The sequence below is a fragment of the Candidatus Palauibacter polyketidifaciens genome, from assembly GCF_947581785.1.
Taxonomy (GTDB): Bacteria; Gemmatimonadota; Gemmatimonadetes; order Palauibacterales; family Palauibacteraceae; genus Palauibacter; species Palauibacter polyketidifaciens.
Map to the genome: position 1 here is coordinate 1 of NZ_CANPVO010000048.1, position 17,248 is coordinate 17,248.

The following is a 17,248-nucleotide window of genomic DNA, read 5'->3' on the forward strand; positions in this document are numbered from 1 at the left end:
GGCGATCGATGCCCCGCCCTCGGAGTTCGGTGCGCCGCTGGAGGTGTTCGAGGCGGCGTTGGGGCACGAGCGGAAGGTCACCGGGATGATCGGCGACCTCTATCGCCTCGCGATGGACGAAGCCGACTATCCCGCCCAGGTCATGCTGCAGTGGTTCGTCAACGAGCAGGTCGAGGAGGAGAAGACGATCTCCGACATCGTCGACCGGCTGCGGCTCGCGGGCGACGACAAGTCGGCCCTGCTCATGCTCGAGACCGAGCTGGGCCAGAGGACGGGCGACCCGGAGGCCGACCCGGGCGACTAGCCGCCGTTTCCCTGCCGGCGGCGCCCTACCTTCAACGCCCTACCCCCCGCGCGTTTCGGTGAGGTGGCGGGCGGGGCCCTTCAGCACGTGGCCGGGCTTCGCGCCCGTGACGGAGCCGTCGAGGATGACGGGGACGCCGTTCACGATCACGTGGTGGATGCCGACCGAGTAGCGGTGCGGGTCCACGTAGTCCGCCTGGTCGATGATGCGGTCGGCGTCGAAGACGGTGATGTCCGCCCACATGCCGGGCGCGATCCGGCCGCGATCCGACTGACCGATCTGGTCCGCCGACATTGAGGTCATCTTGCGAATCGCTTCCTCCAGCGTGAGCACGCCCATCTCGCGCACGTAGCGCCCGAGTATGCGCGGGAAGGTGCCGTAGCTGCGCGGATGCGGGAAGCCGAGGCCGTAGCCGACCGGGTCGCCGTCCGTCTCGAACATCGCCTGCGGGTGCCGCATGATGCGGATGACGTCCGCCTCGTCCATGAAGTGGTAGATGGCGCTGAATCCGCCCGCCAACTGGAGTTCGATCGCGAGTTGGACGCCGGTGGCGTCGTTGTTAGGCAGCCCTCGGTCCGCGGCGAGGTCCGACATCCGCCTCCCGTTGTATTCCGGGAAGGCGCGCAGGGTGCGGAACTGGATGCGTGAGAGGTCTCCACCCGTCCAGTCGCGGCGCATCCACTCCTCGATTTCCCGGTGCACGCGCCTCCGGGTCTCGGGGTCGGTGACGCGGACCCGGAACGAATCGATGCCGCCCGCCAGCACCCACTGCGGGAAGAGCACGCCGGAGCCCGTACTGCCCGCCGTGTACGGGTAGACGTCGACCTTGACATCGATGCCTTCGGCGCGCGCGGAGTCCACGAGCGCGAGCGATTCGATGGTCTTCCCCCAGCTGTCGACTCCCATCGCCTTGAAGTGGTTGATGTGGACGGGAAGTCCGCCCTCGGCGCCGATGCGGATCGCCTCTCGCACGGCCGGCAGGAGGCCGCGCGCCTCGTCCCGCATGTGCGTGTAGTAGATGCCTCCGTATTCGGCCGCGACCTTCGCCAGTTCGATGACCTCGTCCGTCTCGGCGTAGTTCGCCGGGACGTAGAGGAGCCCGCTCGCGAGCCCGAGCGCGCCGTCCTCCATCGTCTCGCGCACCAGGTCCCGCATCTCGTCGAGTTCCTCCGGCGTCGGCGCGCGGTCCTCCAATCCGAGCACCTGCCGGCGGGTCCAGGTGTGGCCCGCGAAGAAGCCGATGTTGGGCGCGACCTCGAGATCCTCCATGTAGTCGCGCAGCGGGTACGGCTGGTCGCCGCTGTGCAGCGAGGGAAGGATCGTCGTGATCCCCTGGCGGATGAAGTTCTCGACCAGCGGTCGCCGGTGGACCTGGTTCTGGACGTGGTTGTGGTGGTCAATGAACCCGGGGGAGACGATGAGCCCGACGGCATCGATCTCCTCGGCCCCCTGTCCCGAGAGCTCGCCCTCGCGGGCGACCTCGGCCACGCGGCCGTCACGGATTCCCACGTCGGCGGTGAAGCGGTCGCCGCCCGTCCCGTCAACGACCGTTCCGCCGACGATCACGAGGTCGTACGGAGCGTCGCCCGCGCGGGATGCAGGGGCGTCGTCCGCCGACTCCGGCGCCAAGCCGCAAGCGGCGAGGACCAGCGCGGCCGCGAATGCCGGGGCCGTCCCCGGAAGGGTCGGCCGCCCCGGGATGCGCGCCGCCGGGGCCCCGCCCCTCACCGCCCGCTCGCGCTGGTCTGCGCGTGGCCCGTCTCCCAGACCGGCACCCCGTCGCGCTTGTAGATGATCCCGTCCTTGATCACGTCGGTCACGTAGCCGAGCACGTTGATGTCGAACAACGGGTTGCCGTCCACGACGATGATGTCCGCGAGCTTGCCCGGCTCGATCGTACCCGTCTCGCTGAGCCCGAGGACCTCCGCCGAGACCTTGGTGGCCGCCGAAATCGCCTCGATCTCCGTCATGCCCATGTCGACGAAGGCCGACACCTCACGCCACGCCGATTCCGCGTGGAAGTTCAGAGGCGACCCGGTATCCGTGCCCATCGCCATGACTGCATCCGCGTCGATGAACTGGCGCCCCGCCTGCTCGCTGTTGCGGATCTGGCGCGGCGTGGTGCGGAAGTAGGGCTTCCTCCAGAAGTCGTCTTTCGTGTAGGAATTCAGCACCTGCTCCCGGATCGGCTCGGGGAAGCTGTCGATGATATCGGGATCCCAGAGGCGCTCCGGGAATTCGACCGTGGCCGGGTAGATCCAGATCCGGTGCGAAATCGTCTGTACGACCGGGATCCCCTCCATCGCGATGTGATCGACGAGTTCCTGCGAGTAGGGGGGGACGCTGCCGCCCGAGCCCGCGTGCTGGAGCACGTCGCAGCCGCCTCTGATCGCCCCCCACACGACCTCCTCCGCGTAGACGTGGCAGTGGATGGGGACGCCCGCCGGACCCGCCACCGCCTTGATCGCCCGCATGTCCTCCTCGGTCGTGCCGATCCACGTCTTGATGACGTCGACTCCGGCGTCGATCAGCATCCGCGTCCGCTCCGCCGCTTCTTCGGGCGTGCGGTGCAGGACGCGGAGTTCGGCGGGCAGGAAGCCCCAGGCGTAGCGGGTGACCCAGGGGCCGCTCGCGAGGAGCCTGGGACCGGGGACTTCGTTGCGGTTCACCCGGTCCCGGAAAGCGAGGCTGGACATCGGTGCCGCGAGGTCGACCCCCGCCGTCACACCGGCGGCGAGCAACTGTTTGGCGGACGTCTCGTACACGAGGTCGTCATTCCCCTCGAACCACGGGAACCACCGGCTGTAGTCGCCGTGTCCGAGAATCATGATGTGGACGTGCGCGTCGACCATCCCGGGCATCATCGTCTTGCCCCGCGTGTCGATGACCTCCGCGTCCGGCGGGATCTCGATCTCGGACGCGGGCCCCACAGCGACGATGCGATTCCCCTCGATGACGACGGCCGCATGATGGATCGGGGGCACCTCGTATCCATCGAGCAGCTGGCCTCCGACGAGCGCGATCATCCCTTCCTGGGCGGCGGCGGCCGGAACCCCGAGGAGCGTGGCGAAGATCGTGAGTGCGAGGACCCCGGTCATCCGGACGGAGCGGCGGGCGGAAACCATCATATCCTCCTCTGCCTTGGCTGCTCTGGAGCGATTGGGCTGTATCAACGTGCGGCGCGAATCCATCGACGGGCAATGGCGGGTGGGCGGACCTCCGGACGTTCCCGCGGGAACGTCGCGGACTTTCACGTCGCGAGCTTGAACAGGCTGCTCCGCGCCGCGCTGAGATCGAACGTGTACGTCGGAGGACAGGTACGCACACGTGGCCGAGGGTCTCGGCGGTACAACGACTCTCGACCGGCCGCGTGGCGACGGCTGCAAGTTCCCGGTCATCTCGCGTGATGAAACGTACCAGGATGTTGGAATCCAGCCCGCCGTCATCCTCCACCGAGAAAGCGATCCTGTCGCCCACCTTCAGATCGAGGCGGTCCCGGATAGGCTTCGGCAGCCAGGTCTCGACCGCCTCCCGGCGCTCGTCGAGCGGGGTCAGGTGCCGCCGCGACCCAAAACCACCCCATTTGGGTAATAGCCAGCCTTCAGCGAGCCGCCGAGAATTGTTGCATCCAGGACCGTAGTCCGTCCACGAGAAGCATCCCGCGACCTCTTTCGGCACGAGCATGACAACATGAATCAGTCTCGGATCGTTCGTTCCCGGATCGTTTCCTTTGCGGCTGTGGCGCTGTCGGCCACCCTCTGGTTCTACGCCTGCGGCGATGGCTCGACCGAACCTCTCCCGCCCCCACCGACCAGGCCCGACCCGCCGACGCCGGCGACCGTGCTGGTGAGCCCGGACGAGACCCGGCTGACCGCGCTGGGCAATACCGTGCAGCTGACCGCCGAGGTGCGCGACCAGAACGGACAGGTGATGGCGGGCGCCGCGGTGACCTGGTCGAGTAGCGGGGCCGCGGTGGCGACGGTGAACGAGTCCGGGCTGGCGACGGCCGAGGGAAACGGATCGGCCACGATCACGGCGGCAGTCGGGGAGGCCGCGGGGACCGCGGCGGTGACGGTGGCCCAGGAGGCGGACACCGTCGTGGTCTCCGCGGCGGCCGCCACGCTGGTGGCGGGCGACACGTTGCGGATCCTGGCGGAAGCTCTCGACGCAAACGGACACGTTGTGCCGGCAGCGGCGTTCTCCTGGTCCTCGAGCGACAGCGCGGTGGCCACCGTGGATACCGCCGGACTCGTTACGGCCGTCGGTCCGGGTCGGGCCGTCATCGCCGCCACGTCGGCGCGCGCAACCGGGCACATGGAACTCCTGGTGATCCCCTTGGTCGGTTCGATCCTCGTCTCTCCGGCGGCCGACACCATCGCTCCCGGCGACACGCTGCGGCTGGTCGCCGAGGCGTTCGACGCCAACGGCCAGCCGGTCGCGGGCGCGGCGTTCTCCTGGGCCTCGAGCAACGCCGCGGTGGCAACGGTCAACGAATCCGGAGTGGTACGAGGCGTCACTGAAGGCACGGCGACCCTCACCGCCACTTCGGTTGGTGCACGAGGCACTTCCGAGATCTCCGTCGTGAACCCCGACCGAGCGGCCCTGGTGGCGCTCTATCGCGCTACCGACGGGCCGAACTGGCGCAGGAGCAATAACTGGCTGACCGGTGCACCGCTCGGCAGTTGGTACGGGGTTCAGACGAATGAACAGGGGAGGGTCAAGGAGCTCAAGCTCTTCGACAACAAGCTGACGGGTTCGATACCTCCCGAACTCGGTGACCTGTCGAACCTGACGTTTCTCATGCTTTGCCAGAACGAACTCACGGGTCCGATCCCGCCTGAACTCGGTAACCTGTCGAACCTGACGGTGCTCAGCCTCTGCGGGAACGGGCTGACCGGATCGACACCGCCGGAACTGGGCAGGCTCTCAACGCTCAAGGAGCTGGATGTCGAGAGCAACCAGTTGACGGGATCGATACCTCCCGAACTGGGCAAGCTGTCCGACCTGGCGTTCCTGTGGCTCGGCCACAACAAGCTGAGCGGTACTATCCCGCCGGAACTGGGCGATCTTGATCGTCTCAGGCGCCTGGACCTGGAAAGCAGCGGGGTGACCGGTTCCATCCCGCCGGAATTGGGCAACCTCTCGTCGCTGGAATGGCTCGACCTCGGCTTCAACTCACTGACCGGCGCGATCCCGCCCGAACTCGGAAACCTCGCATCGCTGGAATGGCTCGACTTCGAGCGAAACCCGATCACCGGTACGATCCCGCCCGAACTCGGAAACCTCTCCAACCTCAACACCCTGATCCTGTCGGACAGCCAACTGACGGGCACGATTCCCCCGGAACTCGGCAAACTCTCCAGGCTGGAACAGCTGGCGATCCTGTACAACGAGCATCTGACGGGCGCGATACCCCCCGCACTCGCCGAGTTGCCGAAGCTGCGATCGCTCGACCTCAGGCTCAATGACCTTACGGGCAGGATTCCGTCCGAGTTCGGAAAGGCTCCCTCCCTGAAAACCCTGATCTTGCGGGGGAACAGCCTCTCGGGGCCCATTCCGCCCGAGATCGGCGACGCGCCGTTGCTGGGAAACCTGAGCTTCGATCACAACGAGCTCTCGGGACGAGTGCCGCCCGAGATCGGCAGGCTGGACTCCCTGCGCATCCTCGATCTGACGGGCAACACCGAGATGGCCGGTGCCCTGCCCACCACCCTCACTGCGCTCGAACACGTCGCCGCCGTCCTGACGGGTGAAACGAGCCTGTGCGCGCCGAACGACCTCGATTTCGTGAGGTGGCTGCGCGGGGTCCCGCGGCAGCGCGTTCCGCTCTGTGAGCTGCCGGCCGCTTACCTTGTCCAGGCCGTTCAGTCCCGATCGTTCCCGGTTCCTCTGGTCGCGGGGGAGCCCGCGCTGCTGCGCGTGTTCGCGACCGCGACGAAGGAAACGGACGCCCGGATCCCGCCCGTCCGCGCGACGTTCTACCTGGGCGGGGACGAGGTCCACACCGTCACGATTCCGGCCAAGTCGGCCACAATCCCGACCCAGGTGGACGAATCGTCGCTGGCGTTGTCGTCGGATGCGGAGATTCCCGGCTCCGTGCTGGTGCCGGGTCTGGAGATGGTCATCGAGATCGATCCCGACAATACGCTGGACCCCAACCTGCTGGTCGAGAAGCGGATCCCCGCAACGGGACGCGCGAGCATCGATACAAACGACATGCCGCTCCTCGATCTGACCGTGATCCCGCTCCTGTGGCAATCGGATCCGGACTCCTCGGTCCTGGACCTGACCGAAAACATGACCGCCGGGCACTCCCTATTTACGGACACGCACATGCTACTGCCCGTGGAGGATATGGACGTGACGGTGCATGCCAACGTCTTGAACTCGACGGACGACATCTACCAACTCCTCAGGGACGTGACGGCGCTTCGAGTCGTGGAAGGGGGGACGGGCCACTGGATGGGCATCATGCCGAATGCCAGAGGAGCCGCGGGCGTGGCCCATGCCGGAGGCGGCTGGACGACCGTGGCAAAGCCCCGTGCCTCCACGGTCGCGCACGAACTCGGTCACAACATGAGCCTGCTCCATGCCCCCTGCGGCAGCCCAAGTCTCGTCGACGGGCGCTACCCCCATCGTGACGGGTCCATCGGCTCCTGGGGCTTCGATTTTCGTTCCGAGGAGCTGGTTCCGCCCAGCCGCAAGGACCTCCTGTCCTATTGCCCCCCCCGCTGGATCGGCGGCTACCACTTCTCTCGTGCGCTCCGCTATCGCCTGGAAGTTGAGGGGTTCCAGCAGGATGCGGCGCCCGCGCCTCCGGCGCGGTCCCTGCTCCTCTGGGGGGGGGCCGATGCCGACGGCGTTCCTTCACTGGAGCCGGCCTTTGTCGTTGACGCCCCGCCCGGACTGCCGCCATACGGGGCGGACTACCGGCTGGTGGGAAGTGATGCGGATGGCGTCGAATTGTTCGCGCTGAACTTCGACATTCCAGAGGTGGCGCACGGGGGAGGCAGTTCGTCGTTCGCGTTCACGCTCCCCGTGGAATCCACCTGGGAGAACGCCCTCGCGAGCGTGACGCTCACCGGCCCCGGCGGCTCCGTCGCCCTGAACGCCGACAGCAACGCGCCGATGGCTATCCTGCGCGACCCCCGCACCGGTCAGGTGCGCGGCATCCTGCGGGACCTGCCTCGATCCCCTCAGGCCGCCATGGCCGCAGCCCGGGCCGCCGCCGGGGCCGGGCAAGACCTTGAGGTGCTGTTCAGCCGCGGAATCCCCGATGCCGCGGCCTGGAGGCGGTGAATGGACTTGAAGCCCCGGCAGGCGCCTCGCTTGTCAGGCGCCGCGATAGACCGGGTCGCGCTTCTCGGCGAATGCCCGCAGGCCCTCGCGCCAGTCCTCCGAGGCCATGCACGTGAAGAGCGCTTCCGCCTCGAGTCGGAGGGCCTCCTCGGCGTCGACGGACTCCGCCCGGTCCAGGAGGCGCTTGGCGAGGCGCATGGAGATCGGGGCGTTGCGGGCCAGTCGTCCGGCGAGTTCGAGCGCGGCGGGGAGGACCTCCCCCGCCGGAAGCACTTCGTTGGCCAAGCCCCACGCTCCCGCCTCCTGCGGGGTGAAGTAGCGCCCCAGCAGGATCAGCTCGGCCGCGCGCGCGTGTCCCACGCGCCGACGCAGCGTGTAGGCCGTCCCGCCGCCGATGAAGGTCCCCAGCGCGACCTCCGGCATGCGCAGCTTCGCCTCCTCCGCCACGAGGACGAAGTCGCACGAGAGGGCGAGTTCGCAGCCCGCCCCGATCGCGTGTCCGTTCACGGCCGCGACCACGGGCTGCGGCAGCGTCTGGAGTGCCCGGAACACACGCTGGCTCGTCTCGATGTAGGCGTGGCGCTCCGCGCGCGACGCCTCGTGATCCCGGTGCGCCTTGAGATCCGCCCCTGAGCAGAACCCCCGTCCCGTCCCGGTCACGATGACGACGCGCGTCTCGAAGTCGGCGCCGATGCGGGCGAGTTCGGTCTCCAGCGCCTCGTACATGGGGAGGCTTACGGCGTTGAGACGGTGAGGACGGTTGAGGCGGAGGATCCGGACGGGACCCTCCGCCTCGACCAGAAGCGGGACTTCGGCGCCGGCGCTCAGCTTCCCGCGTCGTCGGTCGTGGTGACGGGCTTCGCCGGCTTCACGTGCATCTCGAGCCAGCGGTCAGTCTCCCACAGGACGTGCAGGACCGACTCCCGCGCCGCGTAGCCGTGGCTTTCGGCCGGCAGGAACACGAGCCGCGCCGTCGCACCCAGCCCCTTGAGCGCGGCGTAGAAGCGCCGCGACTGGATGGGGAAGGTGCCCGAGTTGTTGTCGTCCTCGCCGTGGATGATGAGGATGGGCTCGTCCACCTTGTCCGCGTGCATGAAGGGCGACATGTACAGGTAGAGGTCCGGGTCCTCCCAGAAGAGCCGCTGCTCCCGCTGGAAGCCGAACGGCGTCAGCGTCCGGTTGTAGGCGCCGCTGCGAGCCACGCCGGCCCGGAAGATGTCGGAGTGGGCGAGCAGGTTGCCGGTCATGAACGCGCCGTAGGAGTGTCCGCCGACCCCGACCCGGTCCGGATCCACGACCCCGCGCCGCACGCCTTCGTCGACCGCCGCCTGGGCGTTCGCCACCAGCTGCTCGCGGAAGCTGTCGTTGGGCTCGGCGTCGCCCTCGCCGATGACCGGCATCGACGCGTTGTCGAGCACGGCGTAGCCACGGGTCACGTACGGTACGGCGCCGCCATAGGGGATCCGCGTGAACTGGTACGGCGAGTCGCGCCGCTGGCCGGCCGCCGCCGCGCTCTTGAACTCGGTCGGATACGCCCACACGAAGGTCGGCAGCGGACCGTCGCGCTCCTGGTCGTAGTCCGCGGGCAGGTAGAGCGTGGCGGAGAGCGGGATTCCGTCCCCGCGCTCGTACTGGATCGCCTCCTTGCGGATACCGGCGAACTGCGGATACGGGTGCGGGAACTCGGTCACCGCGCTGGTCGTCCCCCGCTCGAGGTCGCGCACGAAATAGTTCGGGGGCTCGTCCACCGACTCCCGCCGCGTCATCAGCCGCCCATCCTCGAGGAGCGTGACCACGCCCTCGTAGTACGGCGCCGCCGAGCGGAACAACTCCTCTTCTTCTCCCGTATCGAGGTTCCGCTTTCGGAGGAAGGGACGGTTGCCTTCGGGCGAAGCGCCCTGCCCCGCCAGGTAGATCGAAGCCCCCCCGTCGGCGGTCATGAGGACGCCCCGGCCGCGCTCGTTCGTCGTGAACATCGGAAAGCCGGGGTTGTTGTAGCGGTCCTCCGTCTGCAGATCGAAAATCAGCTCCATCTCGCCGGGGGCGTCCGGATCGATCCGGTAGGTGCGCTGCCGGCGGGTGGAGAACCAGCTTTCGCTCACGAAGGCGAACCCTTCCTCCGCCCACATCACGCCGCCGTAGCGGAGCGGGAGCGCCGCGATCGCGGCGGGCTCGCCGGAGAAGGGCGCCGCGTGCATGAACACCCGGTCGCGGATGTCCGCTTCGGCGAGAGCGTCGCCGCCGTCCTGCGCCTCCGTCCAATACAGCGTCGCGTCCGCGTCGGCGCGCCACGAGATCGACCGCACGCCCGTCGGAACCGACCCGAACGACGTGGGGACGCCATCCTGGAGCGGGAGTTCGGCGACCTGGTGAACCACGTTCCCCTGCGTGTCCCACACTTCGATCGTGCGCGGAAAGCGGGAGGCCGGCACCTGGTACGAGTACGGCCGGTGGGTCGTCTGTACGAGCAGATGCTCGCCGTCCGGCGATGGCGAGGAGCCCGAGAAGATCGAGGGATCGCCGACCATGGCCACGGAACCGTCGAGACCGACGCGGGCCAGCTGCGCCGTCGAGTAGTACTCGTAGAGCGCCTCATCGTGCTGGTCCTGGAGCAGGTCCTGATACGTGCGGGCGGGGGCCGCTTCTCCCGACGTCTCCTCGATCATGGGCGCCGTCGGCACCATCGGCTCGGCGGGCGCCGGGCCTCGGCCGGGCGGCACCGCCATGGCGTAGAGGAATTCTCCTTCCGGCGACCAACTGAACGGAGCCCCGAAGCCCACGTTCACGAGATCGAGGTCCGACAGGCGCCGCGCCGCCGCGGACGCGACGTCCACGATCCAGAGTTGCACGGCCGAGTCGGTATCGTGCGTGAACGCCACCGTGCTCCCGTTCGGCGACCAGCGCGTGTTGCGGATGCGCGGATTCTCCGGCAGGCCGGTCACGGCGCGCTCTTCCCCGTCGAAGGTGCGAAGTGCGAGACCGTTTGAGGGGCGCGCGCGGCTGGGGCCGTTCGTGCGGGGGTTGATGCGCAGTCCGGCGATCCGCAGTTCCGGCGCGGCGACCTCGGCGATCGACGGCAGGCTGGGCCGCATCGTGAGCAGCATCACCGACTCGTCGGGACTCAGGCTGATCCCCGGGGTCGCCGGGGCGTCGACGAGTGCGGCGAGTTCGGCGGCCGGCGTCTGATAGCCGTCCGCACCCTCCTGCGCGGCAACATCCGCCGTGGAAGCGGTGAGGACGAACGCGAAGGAGAGGGAGAATCGGAGGATTCGAGGGCTGTAATCGTGTCGCATTTCATGGGCTCCAGCTGATGACCGAGGTCCCCTGAACCGGTGATCGGGACCACTTGGTGTCGTGTCCCGGAAATAGTCCGAACCGCCCGTGGCGTACGCAAGACGCGCCGGACCCCCGAGCCACGCCGGCGCCGCCGCCGATGGCCGCCGCCGATGGCCGCCGCTGCTGTCGCGCGCGCCCCCGGTGCGATAGCGTTGCCGGGCCCGCGAACGGCAGCGGCGTTCGCGGGCGCACACAACAGGGATAGGGAGACAGGAAGATGCGGATCATGGACGCGCGTTACCTCCGGTGTTGGGCAGCGGGGGCGGTGGTGGCGGTCGGGCTGGCCGGCTGCGCACCCGAGGGAGACACCGGAGATGGCGACGCCGCCGCGGCGGCGGGGGCCGACGAGACCGCGGCGCAAGAGGCTGCCCAGGTGGCGCTTGGCCCCGTGGACGGGCGCGACCTGCCCCCGGTGGACCTCGAGCGCGTGCTCGCGGGCAGCCCGGCGCCCGACTTCACGGCCCTCTCGAGCACGGGCGAGCCGATCACGCTTTCGGATTACCGCGGAGAGAAGGACGTCATCCTCTTCTTCTACCGCGGCCACTGGTGACCGTACTGCGCAAAGCAGCTCGGAGAGCTGCGAGACTTCATGACGCCCGAACAGCGCGAACGGACCCAGCTCCTGGCGATCGCGCCGGACAGCCCCGAGGACATCGGTCTCATGGTCGACCGGGTCCTCGAGGACTACGATTACGCGCTCGACTTCCCGCTCCTGTCCGATGACGGCTCCGCGATCACGTATCGCTACGGCCTCCTGAACGAGGACTCCGGGCGCGGGCGCCAGCTCCCGCACCCCACGACCTACGTCATCGACATGGACGGCACGGTGCGCTGGAGCTTCACCGAGGTGGACTACCGCGTCCGCCCGGAGCACGCCGACATCCTGGCCGCGCTCGAAGCCCTGGCGCCGCAGCCCTAGCTGGCCGTCCAGCTACCCGGAGGCGTCGTCCACCAAACGACAGCGACCGCCCCGGCAGCGAATGCCGGTCAGTGCCTGGCTCAACCGCTTGAGCCGGGCACGCGCCTGCGGGTCGTAGGCCTGATCGTTCGCGCGGGTCGGATTGAGGCCGCTGAAGTACTGCCCGCTCTCGAAGTCGTCGGAGTCGACGACCTGCATCACGGCATCGGCCCCCTCGGCGATGGTGGCGCGCGGCGTCGCCCCCAGCCGCCGCACCATCTCCGTCGGCATGTAGGTCGCCGGGTGGAGTGAGCCGACCACGATCCCGGTCCCCGCCAGGTCGTCGGCCAGGTCGTGCGTGAACATGATCTGGGCGAGCTTGCTCTGCGCGTACGCGCGGCGGCCGCTGAAGTTGTTCTCGATCATCACGTCGTCGAAGTCGATCGGCGTCTGCGCGCCGGACGACACGTTCACGATGCGCGACGGCGTGCTGTCGAGCAGGCGCGGCATCAGCATGTGCGTGAGCAGGAAGGTGGAGAGGTAGTTCACCTGGAAGCGGTACTCGTGCCCGTCCTCGGTGACCCACCGCTCGTCCGGCGCAGAACCGAAACCCGCGTTGTTGATCAGGATGTCCAGCCGGTCGTAGTCGGCGAGCAGCGTCTCGGCGAAGGTGCGAACCTCCGCGAGAGACGCGAAGTCGGCGCGATAGAAGCGGGCGTTCCCGGGTCCGACCGCGTTGATCGCATCCACCACCTCCGCGCCCCGTTCAACGTTGCGGCCGTGGACGATGACGTGATCGCCCCGCGCGCCCAGCCGCAGGGCGAGTTCGCGGCCGAGGCCGGAGGTGGCTCCGGTGACCAGCACGACCTGCTGCCCGGAAGCGGGAGCGGGCGCCGCCTGAGCGAGTGCGTCGGCGGTGAACGTCGGCCAGACGGTCGTGAAAACGGCGGCAGCCAGCGCGGCGGTCGTCCTGAGCGCGGCCTTCCCGAGTGTGGTGCGATTCATGGTGCGATCCTTCACTGTCATGGGAATTGTCATGGGACGAGTTCCTCTTCGACAAGGCGGGCGATCCACAGGCCGGAGTGGAGGTCGGAGGTGAAGATCCGGCCCTTGAACAGTTGGGCGCCCCACGTCATCGACCAGTTCGGCACCGCGGCGTCCGGCGATGACGTCTTGATCGCTCCGATCTCGCGGCCCTGGCGGTAGAGGTCGCCGCGCAGTTCGCCGGAGATGTCCAGCACCCGCAGGCCCGCCTGGTAGTAGCCGACGTAGAGCCGGTCGCGGTCGTCGCTCCACAGGTTGTGCGCCCCGGCTTCCGGCACGGTGTAGTGGGCGACCTTCACCGGCTCATCCATGTCGGTCATGTCCAGGACCTCCACGTAGCCCCGCGCCTCGATGGGGCCGAGCGCGTTCGGATCCCAGTCGGACGGGTAGATCTCGGCGGCCACGAACAGGTATTTTCCGTGACGCCAGGCGACGTGCGTGTTCCCCTGCCCCGACACCCACCGCGAGACGAGCTTCGGATCGCGGGCGGTGCCCCCGTGCGTGCCCGCCCCCGCGTCGAGGATGTAGATGCCCTCGTTCCAGAACGACGCATAGGCGTAGCCGTCCTGGACGATCACGTCATGGAGGCTGCGAACCGGTTCGTCGTGCGCCCAGCGGTTGATCTCGCGCGGGTTCGCCGGATCGGAAATGTCGATGATGACGATCTCGCTCGTTCCGTTGTGGCAGGCGTAGACGAGATCCTCGTCCCCCAGGATCCAGACGTTGTGCACACCCCCCGTCACCGTGTCCGTGTACTCGGAGAGGATTTCCGGGTGGGCGGGATTCGAGAGGTCGAGGAGGACGATCCCGTTGCGGCGGCTCGAAGCCCCCTCGCGGGTGACGATCCCGAGGCGGTTGTCGGGGTGGATCTTCACATCGTTGATGCGGCGGGCATCGAGCTGGATCGAGTCGGTGAGGACGGGCCGCGTGGCGTCCGTCACATCCCACACCTTCATCCAGTCGTGGTAGAAGGTGCCGAGATAGGCGTAGTCGCGTCCGTCCACGCCCTCGAACACCCAGGTGTCGCCCGCCCGGTGCGTGGACGTGATCCCGCTCCCCACGAGTTCGAGCCGTGCGGTGTGGCGGCGGGGCCCCACGCGCACGGAAACCGTCCGGGCGATGGCCGGGCCCGCGACCGCGGTCACGTGGTACGTACCCGGCGCCTCGGCCACGAAGAGTCCGCGTCCATCGACGGGTTCGACGCTCGCCCCGCTGGGGGTCACGCTCCAGAGCGGCGCCAGGGGGATCTCGCCGCCCCCGGGGTCGCGGCCCACCAGCCGGAGGGCCGCGACATCTCCCGTCGAAAGCGAGTTCACATCCCCGGAGGCCACCACCTCGTATTCCTCCGCCGGGTTCGGCTCGACAGTCACGTCGACCCGGGTCGAGGCGTCTCCCGCGGAGACGGTGATGACGGTCCGTCCCGGCCCGTGGCCGAGCAGGCGTCCGGCAGCGTCCACCGTCGCGACACCCGGGTCGGCGGAGGCGAACGCGAACGCGACATCGTTCACCGCGTCGCCGGGTGCCGTGTAAGCCTCGAGATGGAGGGCCGCGGTCGCGCCCGTGTAGACGGGGCCGGCGACGCGGGCCCCGATGCGGGCGGGCTCGAGCCGGGGCACGCGGATCGTCACCCAACTCGGCTGGCCGCGGAACATCGCCGCCACGCGCGACTCGCCCGGCCGCACCGCGGTCACCAGGCCCTCGGCTGTCACCGTCACGCCATCGTCGGCCGCGAACCAGCGTACCTCGCTGGCGGCATCCTCACCCTCGGCGCCGTGAATCTCGGCGGCAAGCTGGAAGGACGCTCCGACCTCCAACTCCAACTCGGCGGGAGAGGCCACGGCGTACACTCGCTCCTGCGCGTGGACGGCCGGCAAGCCCGCGACACCCAGGAGCAGGGTTGAAGCGAGGAGCCCAAAGCGGAGCGACATGACTCTCCTCCATGTGACAGAGCGATCAGACCGGGATCAAAAGCTCGTTTCGACCGACGCGGGCGGCAATATCCGGCGCGGTTGACCGGACCTTTGCCGGGTGGGAGCTTCGGCCATCATGGAAACGCTTGGCGCCGGATATGCAGCCGGGAGGCCTTCCCTCTCGGAGGGAGAAGCGGCCAGGCTCGTCCGGGACTCATGGGGCGTGCGCGGGACGGCCCGCGAGTGCGCCAGCGAGCGCGACCGGGTGTTCGAGATTCGGGACGCGACCTCCCGCGACACCTCCGGCGGGTCGGGGGTCCGAGGATACCTGAAGGTCTCGAACCTGCTCGAAGACCGCGCGGTCCTCGAGGAGGAAGCGGCCATGCTGGCGGCGCTCTCGGAGTCCCAGGCCTGCTTCGCGCTCCCGCACTGGCGCTCCGCCGCGGGGGGGGAGGACGCGGAAGCCTCCGCAGACGCGACGGCGGGCGGGCGTCTCGTCGAACACGCGATCGGCGGGCGCACCCACTTCGCCCGCTTCCTGGAACCGGTCCCGGGCATTCCGCTGGACGGTTTCCGGCCGCACGGACCTGAACTGCGCCGGCAGATCGGCCGCCTCGCCGGGATCCTCGATCGTTCGTCCTCGCACCTGGCGGGCGCGGACCGGCCGATGATCTGGGACCTGCGCCGCGCCGCCTCGCTCATCGGGGAGAACCTGAACGCGATCCGTGAACCGGACCGGCGCGAAGTCCTCGCGCGGATTCTCGAGCGGTACGCGGCGGTCGTGCGGCCGCGGGCAGGCGAGTTGCGCGAAAGTCTGATCTACAACGACGCTAACCCGGCCAACATCCATGTCGATCCGCGGCGCATGAAGGGCGGGGCGCCCCACCTTGTGGGCATCGTGGACTTCGGCGACACGATCCGCTCGTGGACGGTGGCGAACCTCGCCGTGGCGTGTGCCTACGCCGGGTTCGGGACGCGCGATCCGGTGGCCGCCTTCTGCGAGGTGGCGCGGGGGTACGTTGCGGAGCACGAGGTTGTGGAGGCGGAAGCGGATGTCCTCTACGAGCTGGCGCAACTGCGGCTCGCGCTCAGCGTGACCATCTCGTCCGTGCGGGGCGCCCAGGAGCCAGGCAACGAGTACCTGCTCGTGAGCCAGGCCCCCGCCTGGGAGGTGCTCGAACGGCTGGACGCGACGCCCGCGAACCTCGGACGCTACCGGCTGCGGGAGGCCTGCGGACACGCGCCCTGTCCCTCGACCGCGCGGGTCATCGCGGCACTCGAGCGCGCCGCCCCGGGCGCAGCGCCCGTGCTCGATCCGGACCCCCGCACTGCGCCCACCGTCACGCTCGACCTCAGCGTCGGGTCGGGGGACGACGGCGGGACCTTCGATCCCACGGATCACGCGGCGTTCTCGCGGCGGCTGTTCGACCGGATCAGGGACGCGGGCGCGGCCGTCGGCATCGGCCGTTACGACGAGGTGCGCTGGTGGTACACGGGCGAGGCCTTCCGCGCGCCGGGAAACGAGATGGACGAGTGGCGGACCGTTCACCTGGGCGTCGACCTGTTCGCGGAGCCGGGGACGCCCGTCCTCGTGCCGCTTGGCGGCCGCGTCGTGTCCGCGCACGACAACGCCGACCGCCTGGATTACGGCCCCACGATCATCCTGGAGCACGAACTGGAGGACCCGGCCGGCGAGGCCGCGGCGTCGGATGAACCCGTCCGATTTCGGACGTTGTTCGGGCACCTGTCGCCCGAATCCCTACCGCAGGTTTCACACGGCGAGGTGGTGGAAGCGGGTCGGACGATCGGCTGGATCGGGTCTCCGCCGGACAACGGCGACTGGGCCCCGCACCTTCACTTCCAGATCCTCCTCGATCCTTTGGGTTACGAGGGAACCTTCCCGGGCGTCGCCGCACCGAGCGGGCGCGGCACATGGACGGCGGTGAGCCCCGACCCGAACCACCTGCTCCGGCTCCCGGGCGAGGCCGCGGCCCCGCGACCGCACAGCCCAACCGCCCTGATCGAGGACCGGAACCGGCGGCTCGGTCCCTCGCTGAGCCTCTCCTACCGGCGACCGCTCCACATCGTCCGGGGCCGGGGCGCATGGCTCTACGACATCGACGGCCAGCCCTTCCTCGATTGCGTGAACAACGTCGCGCACGTGGGCCACTCGCACCCGCGGGTGAACGAGGCGGCACGCCGCCAGATGGCCGCGCTCAACACGAACACGCGCTACCTGCACGAGACGATCCTCGAATACACGGAGCGGCTCACCGCCCTCTTCCCGTCTCCGCTCGATGTGTGCTTCCTCGTCTGCTCCGGCACGGAGGCCAACGAACTCGCCCTGCGCATGGCGCGCACGCACACCGGCCGGGTGGGCGCGGTTGTCCTCGACGGGGCGTACCACGGGAACTCGAGTTCGGTCGTCAACCTGAGTCCCTACAAGTTCAACGGCCC

Annotated in this window: 10 protein-coding genes; 4 read left to right on the forward strand and 6 right to left on the reverse strand. The window is 69.0% G+C overall.

Features of this window, described 5'->3' with window-relative positions; genetic code table 11:
* Nucleotides 1-304 (forward strand): ferritin (locus RN729_RS13235; RefSeq protein ID WP_310785470.1); only part of this gene is annotated, 304 nt, incomplete at its 5' end.
* 39 nt (nt 305-343) lie between these two features.
* On the opposite strand, the gene RN729_RS13240 is transcribed toward RN729_RS13235, so the two are convergent.
* Nucleotides 344-2,032 carry a D-aminoacylase gene (locus RN729_RS13240; protein ID WP_310785471.1) on the reverse strand — a complete coding sequence of 563 codons (1,689 nt, stop codon included), beginning with the start codon at nt 2,030-2,032 and terminating at the stop codon, nt 344-346.
* Nucleotides 2,029-3,432 (reverse strand): amidohydrolase family protein, encoded by a 1,404-nt coding sequence (locus RN729_RS13245; protein ID WP_310785472.1) that lies wholly within the window; start codon nt 3,430-3,432, stop codon nt 2,029-2,031. Before RN729_RS13245 ends, RN729_RS13240 begins: the two co-directional genes overlap by 4 nt.
* Nucleotides 3,433-3,994: 562 nt before the next feature.
* Between RN729_RS13245 and RN729_RS13250 the strand changes: the two genes are divergently transcribed.
* Nucleotides 3,995-7,603 carry an Ig-like domain-containing protein gene (locus RN729_RS13250; protein WP_310785473.1) on the forward strand — a complete coding sequence of 1,203 codons (3,609 nt, stop codon included), beginning with the start codon at nt 3,995-3,997 and terminating at the stop codon, nt 7,601-7,603.
* Nucleotides 7,604-7,636: 33 nt separating this feature from the next.
* On the opposite strand, the gene RN729_RS13255 is transcribed toward RN729_RS13250, so the two are convergent.
* Nucleotides 7,637-8,431, reverse strand: coding sequence for an enoyl-CoA hydratase-related protein (locus RN729_RS13255; protein WP_343218934.1), 795 nt, complete (start codon nt 8,429-8,431; stop codon nt 7,637-7,639).
* The gene (locus RN729_RS13260) at nt 8,428-10,896 is read right to left on the reverse strand and encodes a prolyl oligopeptidase family serine peptidase (protein WP_310785475.1); all 2,469 of its coding nucleotides are present in this window, start codon (nt 10,894-10,896) and stop codon (nt 8,428-8,430) included. Before RN729_RS13260 ends, RN729_RS13255 begins: the two co-directional genes overlap by 4 nt.
* A 269-nt stretch (nt 10,897-11,165) precedes the next feature.
* On the opposite strand from RN729_RS13260, the gene RN729_RS13265 reads away from it, so the two are divergent.
* Nucleotides 11,166-11,858 (forward strand): redoxin domain-containing protein, encoded by a 693-nt coding sequence (locus RN729_RS13265; RefSeq protein ID WP_310785477.1) that lies wholly within the window; start codon nt 11,166-11,168, stop codon nt 11,856-11,858.
* A 12-nt stretch (nt 11,859-11,870) separates the two neighbouring features.
* On the opposite strand, the gene RN729_RS13270 is transcribed toward RN729_RS13265, so the two are convergent.
* Both RN729_RS13270 and RN729_RS13275 read right to left on the reverse strand, forming a co-directional pair.
* On the reverse strand, nt 11,871-12,842 hold the full coding sequence (locus tag RN729_RS13270; RefSeq protein WP_310785479.1) for an SDR family oxidoreductase: 972 nt from the start codon (nt 12,840-12,842) through the stop codon (nt 11,871-11,873).
* Between the two features lie 29 nt (nt 12,843-12,871).
* Nucleotides 12,872-14,809 carry an Ig-like domain-containing protein gene (locus tag RN729_RS13275; RefSeq protein ID WP_310785481.1) on the reverse strand — a complete coding sequence of 646 codons (1,938 nt, stop codon included), beginning with the start codon at nt 14,807-14,809 and terminating at the stop codon, nt 12,872-12,874.
* Nucleotides 14,810-14,927: 118 nt separating this feature from the next.
* On the opposite strand from RN729_RS13275, the gene RN729_RS13280 reads away from it, so the two are divergent.
* Nucleotides 14,928-17,248 (forward strand): aminotransferase class III-fold pyridoxal phosphate-dependent enzyme (locus RN729_RS13280; RefSeq protein ID WP_310785483.1); only part of this gene is annotated, 2,321 nt, incomplete at its 3' end.